This window comes from Ferdinandcohnia sp. FSL W7-1320 (assembly GCF_038050315.1).
In the GTDB taxonomy this organism is placed as follows: domain Bacteria; phylum Bacillota; class Bacilli; order Bacillales; family Bacillaceae_L; genus Ferdinandcohnia; species Ferdinandcohnia aciditolerans.
Window position 1 is genome coordinate 766,398 of sequence record NZ_JBBPAM010000001.1, and the last position, 12,908, is coordinate 779,305.

The window sequence follows — 12,908 nt, forward strand, 5'->3', positions numbered from 1 at the left end:
AATGAGAGACTTTGAAAAATTAAATGGTTTTCCGGCAAATCCTATAGAGGTAAAAAGACGGAGAGAACATGCAAAAACAATAGTTGTCTCCCATCCAAGATATAATCTCATAATGTCAAAAATTGAGGAGTTGCATTTTTATTCCTATGGTTCCGTACAACCGGATTCTTTGTTCTTATATGGTGAGACAGGGGTTGGGAAATCGACTGCATTAAAAGAGTATTCTAATCAATTTCCAAGAAGTATTATAAATGGTTACACAATAGTCCCGGTCCTTTATAACAAGGTACCAGTCGGTGCTACTCCAAAATCAGTTGCATCAAGTTTATTAAGATCTCTTGGTGATCCTGCATATGATAAAGGAACAGAGATTTCTCAAACAGAGAGGCTATTAAATTTTATTGAAACATGTCAAGTAGAATTGATAATAATTGATGAGTTCCAGCACATAATTGATCGCGAAACAAAGAATGTACTTAAAAAACCATCTGAATGGATAAAAAAGTTTTTTGATGATGCCAATATCCCAGTAATTTTATGCGGAATGCCTGAATCAATAACGATATTTGACCACAACGAGCAATTAGACAGGAGATTTACTGAAAAGGAAGGATTATACGGTTTTAATTATGGAACAGCGGAAGAGCAAATTGAATTTAGAACATTCCTAAAGAATATAGATGAACAACTTCCATTCCAAAATAGCTCATTTATAGCTGATAAAAATCTGTCTGAGAAAATGTTTTATGCAACAAATGGAGTTCCGTTTTATGTAAATAAAATCCTATATGAAGCAACTACATTCGCAGCAAAAAGTGGCAGTGACTCGATAGATGAAAATCATTTATATGATGCATTTAATAAGTTGAAAATTGCAGCAAGACCTTTTGTTATTAATCCCTTCACAAATGAGAAATTTAATATTATTGATGCGTTTGAAAAAGAAGAATATAAAAAGAAAGACAAAAAAATAGCTAAAAATGTAGGTTAACACTATTGCAATTGCGGTAGTGTTTTTTTATTGTAGAAATCCTTCAAAATTATCCATTGAATTTAGTATTTTTTGTGATAATTACCAATATCTTCATTTAATTGATTTTTTTATGGTAAAATAATGTAGAATATTCTCATATTTCAGCGAATGGTATGTTCGTTTTTTAATAAAACATATGGAGGTAACACATGAGAGCACCAGAGTTAACAGTAGAAGATGTACTTAAGCTACTAGGAGAAAATAATAAATTAATTACTGAACTGGAATATAAGGATCGTGGAGGACAAAAGACAGTTTTTACTTGCAATATAAATGAGGTTAAATATGCACTTAAGTTTTGCGATGTAACTGACGCTGAGTCAAAAGAAAATCCAACGAATTTAGAGGAAGGAGATTCCGAACAAAGAGAAAATGTGGCTTTATCTAGAGCAAAAAGAGAAATTGATATTATGCATAGGGTAGACTCTCCAACTTTAGTTAAACTTGGTCCAATTGGATTAAATTTAGCAGAGATAGATAATAAGAAAATTCTTTATTTTTCAGAGGAATTTATTGATGGGGAGGACTTACATAATTTGATCTCACAGGGACCATTGAGTTATCAACAAACTGTTGAGTTGGCGATTGATATTACCATTGCTATACAGCAACTATGGAATATAAACATGGTACATAGAGATATAAAACCTAAAAACATTATGAGAAGGAAAGATGGTAGCTATGTACTTCTCGATACTGGAATTGCTTTTGATATACAAGGCGAGACTTTAACTGCAGCCTTCCATTTAGTAGGGTCTCAAATTTATATGTCACCTGAACAATTAAGTGGTTATAGAAGAGAACTTGATTTTAGGTCCGATTTATTTTTACTTGGAATTGTATTATATGAAGTTTCTACTGGGCAACATCCATTCTTTCAACGTGGATTTAATACATACCAAATTGTAGCAAATATAACAAACAGTAATTTAGTTGCTCCATCTAAAATAATTAGTGGTTTTCCTAGAAAACTCGAAAGAATAATCACAAGGCTCTTAGCAAAAGAACCACACTTAAGATATAAGACATGTGATCAATTATTAAAGCAGCTATATACTCTAAAGGAGGAGCTATAATGAAATTGTTTGCACAACAAGGCTATGGCAAGGGTGATAAGATTAACACTGGACTTGAGGGTGAATTTTTAGATGGTATAATACTTTCACCAAGAGACGAAAAACCAGCAAAAATTAGAAGTTTTATAAAGGAAATACAGACAGAATATCCAGATACTGAATTATTATTTGATCCCCAATTTTACTATGCACTCTATATTGATAGCACGAGTAAAAACCTTGATGAGTGTAGTTACTATCCAGGGAACATAACTTTGTCATCTTTGCGGTCTTTTCGAAGATTACATGATTATGCATTAGCGACGTTAGAATACCAAGAACAATTAGGATTAAACAAATTAGTATCGCCAAATATATTAGTTCCAAATTTCAGTGACCGCCAGGCACAAATTGCTCTAAGCTTAGCTGAAGAATCAGCAATTATAGCTAAAGAAAAAGGGTTCAGTCTATATGTTTCATTGGTTTTTAGCGAAAGCGCCTTAAATGAAACTAGAAATGTAAATGATTTTTTAAATGAGTTATCAACCTTGGATGTAGCAGGATATTATATTACAATTGATCGAAAAACACCTGACTATAATCAGGATTTTGAATCAGAAACCTCTCTAGTAAACTTGTTAACTTTTATTTACTCATTGTCTGAGATTAATGAATACAAAGTTATTATGGGGTATTCAGACATTATTGGCTTACTATATACTGCAGTAGGAGCTTCTGGTTTTGGTACCGGGTGGTATAATAGCTCAAGAAAATTTACTGTTCAGCAAAGGATTCTTCCAAGTACAGGAGGTAGACTTCCAAGGGAAAGATATACATCAATACCTCTACTTAATACAGTGTTAGCATCTGAACTTGATATAATACAATCGCAGTTTAATAGAAGGGGACTTCCTTTGGATGATATTTTAAGTAATTCGGGGTATGAACATATTATTAAAGCTGGTTCAAGTCCTTCCGATACATGGTCCCGAGGAATAAGTCATTTACAACATTGGTCCTCTTTAAAAAATGCCACTGAGATTATATTTAGTAATCCAAGTGACATTTCAGACAGATTAGATGAGTTAGCCATTCATATTGAAACTGCAAAAGCAAAATACCAATTACTTTCAAGTCTACCTATTCAATTAGAAAAGGCATCTCAAGGTAATCATCTAATTACATGGTCTAACGCTTTGCAAAGTTTCCGTGACTTACATCATATTTAAGTAAATATTTCATCATAATTTTTCCAACACCGACCAAGTAAAATGCTTTTCGCCTTGGTTGGTGTTTACTTGCTTTAATGTAGACAATTTTTTTACCTTTTGAATTTAATCCTACAAGGCCAACTCCGTTCTCAATAAATAATTCAGAATTTTTTAGTGCAGGTTTTATATACTTCTCCGGCATTATGACCCATGAATAGTGACTAAAACCAAAATATTGTGTAGCTTGGTAAAATGCTCTTTTCCAGTTATGAAGTTTAGCTTCATAAGCATTTATTTCAACCTTTGGCATGATAAAAGTTCTACAAAGCACAAATTTATTTTTATCTATTTGCTCGATAATATCTGCCCTCTTTAAGATACTAATAGCCCTTTTAATTGTTGCATCGGTCATAGCAAGCCTTTCTACCAAATAATTAAATGACCTCGGAGCATTGTAGTGTAGTAAGGAAATTATTTGAGCATATGTTAAATTGGATAAGAGTTCTGCTTGATTTATATTAATTTTATATTCTCCGTAAATTTTGGCTGAAACTAAATCAGCCCTACCTTGCCAGCAATCTACTTCACGTAGTATTACTCCACCTTTAGAGTTCTCAATTAAATGTTTCTCATATAAAGAGACTAGACTATCTTCTACAGAAGTAAGGGTATCAAGGTACTTATCGTTATTAATATTCACTGAAAACATATAAAAACCCTCCTAGATATTATTTTATCACAGGAAAGAGGATTAGAATCAAATGCAATTCGTGTTATTTATAATTTTTGCTTTATTAATTATATAAATTATTACAGCAGATTTATGCAAATAAATGTTTTATCAATTTTACCCTGTTATGATTCATCAGTTGAAGAAGAATTTTAAATGAATTTTTTCCGATTAATTATGAAAAATCCTTTATTTTGGTAAAGTAATTGGACTTCTATTCCGAATGATTATGAAAAAACTAGTTGTATTATCCTTGATATAACAACACCGTATTCCGATTAATTATGAAAAATAATAGTAAGTGTAATTTTCTATAAATTACCAAAAAGCATTATGACAAAATTTTATTAAAAGCCAAGTACCTTTATAAACATTATATTTTAATTTATTGTCAGCCATTATAAGGCGGGAAATAAAAAGGATAGATGAGCAGAATTATATATGCTCTATCTATCCTTTTTTTCTACTACAAATGCCCTACAACAAGAAATTGCAATGTTGTTGTACGAACGCATCCGTCTTTCTAATAATTTATTGAAAATATTTAGTATTTTAATGTTGATGCCCAAATTAAAAGATAAAAGGGAGTAATAAAACAAATAGCCAAAAGAGTGAGCGAAATTATAAAAGGTAGACTAGAATCGATTCCGACTGAATATCTTAGCAATGCTTCGTTAGCTAGTATAAAGGATATAAAACTAAGATTTTGAATCAGTATCAATACTTTTCCGGTTCTTGAAAACTGAATTTCTTTATTTGCTTCAGTTAAATTGATATAGTTTAATTTTTCTGGTTTTTTAACCAATAAACCAATAAGGAACCAAATGAAAATACCCAAAATAGGCATTATATACAGGATGTATTTCGGACCCCAGTTATCTGGAGCGTCGTTAGTAAAGTGTATTGCGATACGTTCGGGAATATCTGCCCAAAGGTAGAATAACTGAAAAATATGATAGCAAAGGATAGAAATTGAGATTATAACAAGAGTTACTTTAAAATGTTTCATTTTCATCTTATCACCTCTCATACTTAAAACTTTATTGCACAATCCTACACCGTTGGTTTAAAAACTTCACATAAAGCTGTGTAACCATTCTTGATCAACTCCCCCGTTTGTTAAAGTACAATAGTTATCCATAATGATTATGAAACCACCAAACAATAAGAACCATACTCACGATTCCCCAAGCTGTGGTACTTATTATCCATAAAATTATGGTTTTAGCTTTCTTTGAACTTTCCACGTCTTCCGTTTTCGCTGTTATAAAAGCGAGCCTACTTTCCATACCTTTTTTCATAGAAGTGAGAACACCAAAGCCGATTATTATGAAACCAATAGTTATCCAGAGTAATAAGTCCAACTTTTATCCCCCCCGTTATTAGGTACTTTGATCATTTAGTTTTTTATACGATTTACTAAATGGTTAGGTTTCAAAAAAGATCATAGTATAACTTATAAGCAAAAAAAAATAGCAAATAATCGCCAATAAGTACGGTCATTTAGGGGGGCTAGTTAATAAATGAATATTGTCATGGGATAGTTCCAGTGTTGCCATCTTTTTGAGCCACCTCTGCCATAAAAATGACCCACTACTGACATAAAGAGTACCATTGCCTAGAAAAAGCCCTACAGGGCCAATTTTATATCTGCAGGGCCTTTCTTAATAAAACCTTAATTAAACCTTTTATTGAAATACCCCATAATTATTTTTCTTGAGCCCTTATAAATATCCTGCTCAGTCCAGATCTGGGGGAATGGTTATCTAATAGATTTGTCTTTAGTTCCTCAGGGAATCGGCACCAGTGCTTGTATCCAGTCTTATAATAATAATCCTCTATTTTCATTAGGTCATCTCTCGTTATATTAGTCATATCAAGCTTGTCCACCTAATCCATGACGCTCTCGCATGGATATTTCACCATCTATCAAAATTTGATAAGAGTCATGGACAATGCGATCTAAAATTGCGTCAGCTAGAGTACCTTCTCCAATCTTTTCATGCCACCCTCTAGGGTCAAATTGGGAACAAAATATTGTAGAACCTTGTTGGTGTCTAGCTTCTACAATCTCCAAGAGATCCCTAGCTTCACTTTCCCTTAATGGTGTAAGAAGCCATTCATCAAGGATGAGTAAATCGACTTTTTTATATTTTTTCACTACCTTGCGGTAAACACCTTCTCCTCTTGCGATAGAGAGTTCATCTAATAAATCTGGCAATCTAGTATATTGAACTTTGTAGAATTGGCGACAAGCTGCAATGCCAAATGCACAAGCTAGATATGTCTTTCCATTTCCTGAAGCCCCTTTAAGAATGATATTGTGGTGGTCCTCAATATATTGTCCAGAGGCTAGGCGAAGAATTTGTGACTTATCTAGCTTTCTATCTGGGTGATATTCGATATCTTCAATAGAAGCCTGCGTGTCACGCAATTCCGCACTTTTAATCAATCGTTCTAGTTTACTATTTTGTCTGCGGGTCCATTCCAAATCAACAAGTATTCCAAAACGGTCTTCAAAAGATAGGTCTTGATAATCAGGGTTTTTTAACTGCTCTACATACATCTCTGCCATGGCAGACATTCTCATTTCGTTTAATTTAGTTAATGTGCTTTCATTTGTCATTGTTCTTACCTCCATAATATTCGGATCCACGAGTGAATCCATAATCATTTGTCTGCTTTTCCTTTTTTGGATCTTTTGTTTCTTTCGATTCAGATAGTTTATCTTGTCCAGTCTTTAATATCGTTTGTATACTTTTAAGTGTAGGTCTTGGAGTATAAGATAGAGCTCTTTCACACGCTTTTTCAACACGCTCTATAGAATGCCTATCTGACAGTTTTATTAATCCAAGACAGGATTTCAGGGCTTGTTTTTCCACTTTATAAGAAGCTAGTATACTCTTAACCGTGGCTAGTGTACTTTCACCTGCAGAGGTTGCCCAATCCAAAACATACTCTTTATTGAATTCAAGAAATTGTTTGTGTTCCTTTGGCATATGATCTGGAATAGTAATTGACTGTCCGAGTTTACCAGTGAGTTTTTTATGGGATGCAATTCGAAAATTTTTATAAAAAACCTCCACAATGGTTCTCGTTACACGAACATCTACACGACGTTGGATATAATCATAAGGAACAGAATAAGACATATTGTCTACATTTATGTGATAATCATATTGTACGGTCGCCTTTAGCCAAGTGGCCATCTCGTACGGGGAAACAGGCAACGGCATTAGCGCAAACTTTTCTTCTTCTGTAAAGGCTGTATGCCTGTTCCCCTTTTTCTTTTGAAATGGTTTTGTATTAAATTCTTGAAGCTTTTCTTTAATAGCTTCATTTAGTTCCGCCAGAGAGAAAAATTTCTGGTTTCGTAGTGAAGCAATAATCCAAGTTGATATATCTCCAACTGCCCCTTCAGCACTCGGTTTATCCTTTGGATGACGTACACGTGCTGGAATAATCGTTGTTTGATAATGTTCAGCCATCTCTTGATAGGTTGGATTAATGATAGGCTCAGATCGAGAGGCTTTGATTACCCCAGTCTTTAAATTATCAGGAACAATAATCCGAGGTACACCACCAAAAAATTGTAGGGCGTGAATATGGGCTGTAATCCAATTTTCGGTGTCCATAGATAAGAAACCCTCTACATAAGCGTACTGACTACACGATAGGGCAGAGACGAATATATAGACAGGAATATCTTCGCCAGTCAAATTATCTGTTAGACTCATAGTTTGACCAGCCCAATCCACTTCCAGCTGTTCGCCTGGCTTACGTTTAATACGCATAGTTGCTTTTGTTTTCCTAGCGTAATCATGATAGAAACGGCAAAACTGCCTATAGCTATAGGGGATTTCATCACTCGCCCTACAACTTAAACAATACTCATCCCACAGGAGAGCTAAGTTCACTCCCGGCTTAGCTAATTCCTTATGGATGTGTTCACAATCTGGTTTTCTCCTGAAATTAGATGCTTCATGCTTTTCTGGAAACAGAAGTTCTTGAAGATCGCTATCTGTCATATCCTCCTCGAATGGCCAAGAAATATTTAACTTTTGAGCCCTTTTAACTACCTCTCTAATTGTATTTCTCGAGTTGGCACAACTAGAAGCGATCCCCCTTTGACTTACTCCTTGGGCATGTAGCCTAAGGATTTCTCGGTATTTAACCACAAAAAAACCTCCTATATAATAGATTTGCACAGCATAGTGCAATTCCATTATATAGGAGGGTGGTCCTCAGTTTGGCAGAGGTGGGTCTAAAACTTGTCATTAATGGGATAAAAACATGGCAAAGGAGGGTCTACTGGGTGGCAATATTCAATAAAAAAGTACACCGCTAAATATAAGCGATGTACTTAATTTTTATTTAATGTGTGATATTAAAGTCAAACAACTATTCTGTAAATAAAAAGGTACATTCATTGGTACTTAATTTTACAGAGTAGTGATTCCTTTTTTTAGAATTAACAGTAGTCTGCTGGGTTATGAGATTATTAATTGTTCTAAAGCAACTAAAAATCAGGAAGATTATCTAAGTTGTTTTCTTTTATTCCATCTGGTTCGCTACGGAGTATATCTCTGCCATATTTATGGAATATATCTACATGAGCGAGCATGCCTGCTTTTGCCTCATTTAGAGCTGTTATATAATCCAATTCCCTGCCGCTTTCTGTCTTAAACGCGATTATGTCGCCATCTTCGTTTTTACGAACTGCTACGATACTTTCCTTTGTAGAATCTGTTTCTACAGCTTCTAAACGAGCCTGCTCTTCACCTTGTTGCTTGTATTTTTTATAAATTTGATTAAAATCCGTTGTTTCCATTGTAATCCCTCCAAACGTATGTACGTATAGTATGTTCAGAGGACGCGTTTCTATGTAAAAGCCTATTTCTTCTTCATTCTTCGACCGTTCGATTTTCTATTCTTCATTATTTTGGTAGGAGGTTGTTTTCGAATCCATTTAATAAATCGTGAAAGCATTTCGTCTTCTCTTAGTTCTCGTAATGTCGATAACCGAGTAGCAATCTCTTTATTTGTATACAATGCATGAATTTGTTTATGACATGGGATGCAGAGGGTAGCCGTGTCACCAAAGGTACCTCCTAACTCTTTAGGGAGTAGATGATGAATCGTTGTTTCAACTTCACTACGTCCACAGAGCTCACATCTACCCACAATCATTCCTCCAATGTAGTTTATTTTTTACTTTCTACTCTTTACAAGGAATTATTCAATTTGCAAGAATCATTAACAATATTCATACAAAAGAGTGTATACAAAGTCATTGCTAACTTTGTATACACTCTAGGATTAAAAAGCTTTCTATTCAATCGTGAATTTATAAGAGTTTGAATATCTCATGTTTTTTACAAAAGCAACTAATAAATTCTTTGTTGCTTCAAGATCATTCAAGTCAATTACTTCAATTGAAGAATGTGCATATCTTGAAGGTATGGATAAAACACCAGTAGGAATACCTTGGTGAGCAAGACTTAATTCTCCTGCATCTGTTCCAATTCCAGGGAAAACCTCTAATTGGTATGATATATGACTAGCATCTGCTAGTTCAATTAGGTGATCACGAACCTTTTTATTTGCTATCAAGCTGAAATCTAGTACCTTTATTCCTGTGCCATATCCGATTGCTAATGTTTGATCCATCATTTCTTCTGGCGTATCGCTAACGGCTGTTGTATCAAGGGCAATGGCAACATCGGCATTTTGTTGATGGCTTGCAACCCGTGCTCCTCGTAGTCCAACTTCTTCTTGGACAGTAAAGATTCCTACAAATTCACCCGAAAAATCATCCTTGTCCAATTCCTCTAATGCTTGAATTAATACAGCACAGCCTGCTCGATCATCAAATGATTTTCCAACAATTCGAGTTTCTGACAAATGATCAAAATGTGGGTACCACGTAATCGGATCTCCAATTTTAATGCCAAATTCCTCTGCCTCTTTTTTAGAAGAAGCACCTGCATCGATATATAGGCGCTGATGTGGTCTAACCTTTTTGGGGTCATCATATTTCATCATATGGGCTGAAATTGTTCCAATAACACCTGAGCGTAACCCTTTGGATGTTTTGATTTGGACACGTTGTGATAGAAGAATTCGATCGTCATGTCCTCCTAGCTTTTCAAACCGGATAAGTCCATTTTCTTCTATCTTTTTCACGATAAAGCCTACCTCATCCATATGAGCTGCAACGACAATTTTGGGCCCCACTTGGTTGCCCTTTTTAGAGACAATAAGATTACCTGCCCCGTCAACCTCCATATGGTCCACTTTCCCCTTTAACCGGCTGGCTATGTATTTTGCGACATCCTCTTCAAAGCCACATGGACCATGAATTGCAGTTAACTCTTTCACTAGTTGTTCCATTATATTCTCCCCTTATGTCAGTAATCTAGTGCATCATTTGTTGTTTGAAGTTTCCAGTTAATAGGAAGGACTGTTCTTAATTATAACAGTGATTTCAATTTTCTGACATAAAATTTTCAGCTGCAAACTTCACGAAGTCAAACTGAACAATCTTGTAGCTAACATTCCTAATAAGAGGACTATCTCCCGTTTTTTGATGTGTCCCTATCCCATAACTTATCAAGCTTGCCCCTGTAAAAAAAATGGTGGGACAAGGGATCTAAGTTCTCACTTTTGTTTTGTTATCATATATTTTCCTTTGGGAAAATCATACTAAGATAAGCCAAACATCGCTGAAAGCGGAGCCTATCTCATTAAAGGCCAAATGTATGATTTGAACTTGGACATACAGGATTCCTTGTCCAAGTTCATCGTTACTATTCCAGAGTATAAAGACAACATCAAGTATAGTGGCACAGCATGGAAAGACCACAGTCCAACAACTGTGGTCTTTTAGTTTTTCAAGATTAACTAACGCCTGAAAAACAATCATAAATGATCATTTTTAAGTGAACGCTAAGACTGGATCAAATGACATTTAGGAGGTTCACGATATGAAGGTTGTTGGTATTTCAGGTTCACTGATTGGGGCAAAAACTTCGAAGGCGGTCTATGAAGTGTTGGCTGATATTAAATCACTTGATTACTCCGTTCAAATTGAATTACTAGACCTAAAGGATTTTGAGGTTGAATTTGTGAATGGAAGCCCATTAAGCTATTACAATGATGATACAATTAAAGTAGTAAATAAAATATTAGAGGCAGATATGCTTGTTTTTGGTTCACCAATTTATCAGGCGTCGATTTCAGGGGTGCTAAAAAACCTGTTAGACTTTTTCCCAGTTGATTCTTTCAAGAATAAAGTGACGGGAATTATTACAACTGGTGGTACGGAAAAGCATTTTCTCGTCTCGGAGTACCATTTAAAGCCTATTCTGTCCTACTTAAAAGGGACAGTACCGGTGCATCAAGTCTTCATACATAATGATAACTTCGATGATGACAATGAAATCACCAATCAAGGTCTTAAAAAACGTATCCACAAATTAGCAGAAGAAATGCTCGCTCTCCAAAAAAGTATGAAAAAATAGATATCTTTCTAGAAAAAATGAACCTTTTTCTCCCCTCATTAGTATAAGAAGTAAGAACAAAAATGAGGGAGTGCGAAAAATGACAACAATCATAGGGTGGATTGTAAGTTCTGTTGTGGTTGCCGTTCTTGGATCTGTTTTTGCAATAGTGATTGGTTCATTGAATAAAAAGGTGGTCCGGGATCATAAGGGTGATATTGATTTTACGAAATCGAACATCTATTTTTATTGGTCTAGATGGGATACAATTATTACAATTGCAGCTGTGTATACATTTTTATGTATTATCGGATTATTGGTTTTCCTTTTACGAGGGGACACCATCGATAGTCCGTTCATTCAATTTTTTATTCATCAGACGGTTGTCTTCAGTTTGATTACATTTTTGTGGTTCGTTACAAAGCTGGCATATGTATATAAAGGAATTAAAAAGCGGTGGTCTGATGAGTTACAGTAGCGTTGACGAGGCAATTCTTCAATTAAAACGAGGGGATAAGGAAGCATTAGAAGTCATTTACAAAATGTACAAAGCCCCTCTTTACCAGTTTATTTTTCGGTACACAAACAACGAGCAACTCAGCATCGACCTTGTTCAGGACACGTTTGAAAAGCTGCAGCGTAAATATCATCAGTTTGATCCGGAAAAAGGACAGTTCAAAACCTATCTCTATCAAATTGCTTATAACACGATGATGACGCGTCTAAGGAGACAGAGTCTATTTCGAACCTTGTTGCCGCTTTTGGCAGAACGTTATCCGCACCATGAAAACTCCGACGAAAAAATAACCGTACAAACTGCGATCCAATCGCTCCCGGAAGACTTACGCGCGATTGTGTTGCTGACCTACTACCACGATCTCACACAAAAAGAAATTTCCACGATCCTACACATCCCAGTCGGAACGGTAAAATCAAAGCTGCATCGAGCACTAAAAAAACTAAAAGTAGAATTAGAGGTGAATGAGGATTGAATAACGACCAATTTGACAAAGAATTAAAAGAGAAACTCGATCAATTCACGGTCGAGGTTCCCGACTTCCCAATGAAAAAGTCGAAACTAAATCGAATAGCAAACTGGTTCTTTAATCCAGCCTCGATTCCGTTTCCAGAAGCAGGCTACAAAAAAGGCGCCTTTCTATCAATCTCATGGCTGCCTGTATTAATATTACCCTTAACATTCGTTCTCTTTATGCTGTGACTGGGACACAGGGACAGATCCCACGTCCCAGTCTAGTGTGTGGACAAGGGCTAATAAGTCCTACGATCACTCTACTTTTTATACACTTTATTAAAAGTGTTGGATAAACAACACTTCTAATTTACTGTTGGTGCCAAATTGTTTTCGCCCTTGCTAAA

At 35.2% G+C, this 12,908-nt stretch carries 15 protein-coding genes; 7 read left to right on the forward strand and 8 right to left on the reverse strand.

Features of this window, described 5'->3' with window-relative positions; genetic code table 11:
• The first annotated feature begins 1 nt into the window (after position 1).
• The 3 genes from NST91_RS03725 (at position 2) to NST91_RS03735 (ending at position 3,317) form a co-directional block, all read left to right on the forward strand.
• Positions 2-991, forward strand: coding sequence for a TniB family NTP-binding protein (locus NST91_RS03725; protein ID WP_341330066.1), 990 nt, complete (start codon positions 2-4; stop codon positions 989-991).
• A gap of 191 nt (positions 992-1,182) precedes the next feature.
• Positions 1,183-2,109 (forward strand): serine/threonine protein kinase, encoded by a 927-nt coding sequence (locus NST91_RS03730; protein WP_341330067.1) that lies wholly within the window; start codon positions 1,183-1,185, stop codon positions 2,107-2,109.
• Positions 2,109-3,317 carry a hypothetical protein gene (locus NST91_RS03735; RefSeq protein WP_341330068.1) on the forward strand — a complete coding sequence of 403 codons (1,209 nt, stop codon included), beginning with the start codon at positions 2,109-2,111 and terminating at the stop codon, positions 3,315-3,317. The genes NST91_RS03730 and NST91_RS03735 overlap by 1 nt, the downstream gene beginning before the upstream one ends.
• On the opposite strand, the gene NST91_RS03740 is transcribed toward NST91_RS03735, so the two are convergent.
• The 8 genes from NST91_RS03740 to NST91_RS03775 all read right to left on the reverse strand — a co-directional run bounded on the left by NST91_RS03740 (position 3,277) and on the right by NST91_RS03775 (position 10,422).
• Complete coding sequence (locus NST91_RS03740; RefSeq protein WP_341330069.1) at positions 3,277-4,008, reverse strand: helix-turn-helix domain-containing protein; 732 nt, start codon at positions 4,006-4,008, stop codon at positions 3,277-3,279. The two genes, NST91_RS03735 and NST91_RS03740, sit on opposite strands and share 41 nt — an antisense overlap.
• Positions 4,009-4,573: 565 nt before the next feature.
• Positions 4,574-5,044: a DUF1648 domain-containing protein gene (locus NST91_RS03745; RefSeq protein ID WP_341330070.1), complete on the reverse strand. Its 471-nt coding sequence runs from the start codon at positions 5,042-5,044 to the stop codon at positions 4,574-4,576.
• 118 nt (positions 5,045-5,162) lie between these two features.
• Positions 5,163-5,393 (reverse strand): hypothetical protein, encoded by a 231-nt coding sequence (locus tag NST91_RS03750; RefSeq protein ID WP_341330071.1) that lies wholly within the window; start codon positions 5,391-5,393, stop codon positions 5,163-5,165.
• A gap of 512 nt (positions 5,394-5,905) precedes the next feature.
• Positions 5,906-6,655, reverse strand: a complete 750-nt coding sequence (istB, locus tag NST91_RS03755; RefSeq protein WP_341330072.1) for an IS21-like element helper ATPase IstB — start codon at positions 6,653-6,655, stop codon at positions 5,906-5,908.
• Positions 6,645-8,207 carry an IS21 family transposase gene (istA, locus tag NST91_RS03760; protein WP_341330073.1) on the reverse strand — a complete coding sequence of 521 codons (1,563 nt, stop codon included), beginning with the start codon at positions 8,205-8,207 and terminating at the stop codon, positions 6,645-6,647. Before istA ends, istB begins: the two co-directional genes overlap by 11 nt.
• Positions 8,208-8,548: 341 nt before the next feature.
• A complete protein-coding gene (locus NST91_RS03765) occupies positions 8,549-8,860 on the reverse strand; it encodes a DUF3892 domain-containing protein (protein WP_341330074.1) in 312 nt (103 codons plus the stop codon).
• 62 nt (positions 8,861-8,922) lie between these two features.
• Entirely contained in the window at positions 8,923-9,219 is a 297-nt protein-coding gene (gene hlpB, locus NST91_RS03770; RefSeq protein WP_440272883.1) for an HNH nuclease-like protein HlpB, read from the reverse strand.
• Between the two features lie 141 nt (positions 9,220-9,360).
• Entirely contained in the window at positions 9,361-10,422 is a 1,062-nt protein-coding gene (locus NST91_RS03775; RefSeq protein WP_341330075.1) for a M42 family metallopeptidase, read from the reverse strand.
• A gap of 593 nt (positions 10,423-11,015) precedes the next feature.
• On the opposite strand from NST91_RS03775, the gene NST91_RS03780 reads away from it, so the two are divergent.
• The 4 genes from NST91_RS03780 to NST91_RS03795 all read left to right on the forward strand — a co-directional run bounded on the left by NST91_RS03780 (position 11,016) and on the right by NST91_RS03795 (position 12,750).
• Positions 11,016-11,552, forward strand: coding sequence for an NADPH-dependent FMN reductase (locus NST91_RS03780; RefSeq protein ID WP_341330076.1), 537 nt, complete (start codon positions 11,016-11,018; stop codon positions 11,550-11,552).
• 79 nt (positions 11,553-11,631) lie between these two features.
• Complete coding sequence (locus tag NST91_RS03785; protein WP_341330077.1) at positions 11,632-12,009, forward strand: hypothetical protein; 378 nt, start codon at positions 11,632-11,634, stop codon at positions 12,007-12,009.
• On the forward strand, positions 11,996-12,523 hold the full coding sequence (locus NST91_RS03790) for an RNA polymerase sigma factor (protein ID WP_341330078.1): 528 nt from the start codon (positions 11,996-11,998) through the stop codon (positions 12,521-12,523). Before NST91_RS03785 ends, NST91_RS03790 begins: the two co-directional genes overlap by 14 nt.
• On the forward strand, positions 12,520-12,750 hold the full coding sequence (locus NST91_RS03795; protein WP_341330079.1) for a hypothetical protein: 231 nt from the start codon (positions 12,520-12,522) through the stop codon (positions 12,748-12,750). The genes NST91_RS03790 and NST91_RS03795 overlap by 4 nt, the downstream gene beginning before the upstream one ends.
• Positions 12,751-12,908 lie beyond the last annotated feature (158 nt).

What these genes read in the sequence shown, in the direction of transcription:
- NST91_RS03725 (WP_341330066.1), top strand. Translation starts at nt 2, where the DNA reads ATGAGAGACTTTGAAAAATTAAATGGTTTTCCGGCAAATCCTATAGAG.
- NST91_RS03730 (WP_341330067.1), top strand. Translation starts at nt 1,183, where the DNA reads ATGAGAGCACCAGAGTTAACAGTAGAAGATGTACTTAAGCTACTAGGA.
- NST91_RS03735 (WP_341330068.1), top strand. Translation starts at nt 2,109, where the DNA reads ATGAAATTGTTTGCACAACAAGGCTATGGCAAGGGTGATAAGATTAAC.
- NST91_RS03740 (WP_341330069.1), bottom strand. Translation starts at nt 4,008, where the DNA reads ATGTTTTCAGTGAATATTAATAACGATAAGTACCTTGATACCCTTACT.
- NST91_RS03745 (WP_341330070.1), bottom strand. Translation starts at nt 5,044, where the DNA reads ATGAAAATGAAACATTTTAAAGTAACTCTTGTTATAATCTCAATTTCT.
- istB (WP_341330072.1), bottom strand. Translation starts at nt 6,655, where the DNA reads ATGACAAATGAAAGCACATTAACTAAATTAAACGAAATGAGAATGTCT.
- NST91_RS03765 (WP_341330074.1), bottom strand. Translation starts at nt 8,860, where the DNA reads ATGGAAACAACGGATTTTAATCAAATTTATAAAAAATACAAGCAACAA.
- hlpB (WP_440272883.1), bottom strand. Translation starts at nt 9,219, where the DNA reads ATGATTGTGGGTAGATGTGAGCTCTGTGGACGTAGTGAAGTTGAAACA.
- NST91_RS03775 (WP_341330075.1), bottom strand. Translation starts at nt 10,422, where the DNA reads ATGGAACAACTAGTGAAAGAGTTAACTGCAATTCATGGTCCATGTGGC.
- NST91_RS03780 (WP_341330076.1), top strand. Translation starts at nt 11,016, where the DNA reads ATGAAGGTTGTTGGTATTTCAGGTTCACTGATTGGGGCAAAAACTTCG.
- NST91_RS03785 (WP_341330077.1), top strand. Translation starts at nt 11,632, where the DNA reads ATGACAACAATCATAGGGTGGATTGTAAGTTCTGTTGTGGTTGCCGTT.
- NST91_RS03790 (WP_341330078.1), top strand. Translation starts at nt 11,996, where the DNA reads ATGAGTTACAGTAGCGTTGACGAGGCAATTCTTCAATTAAAACGAGGG.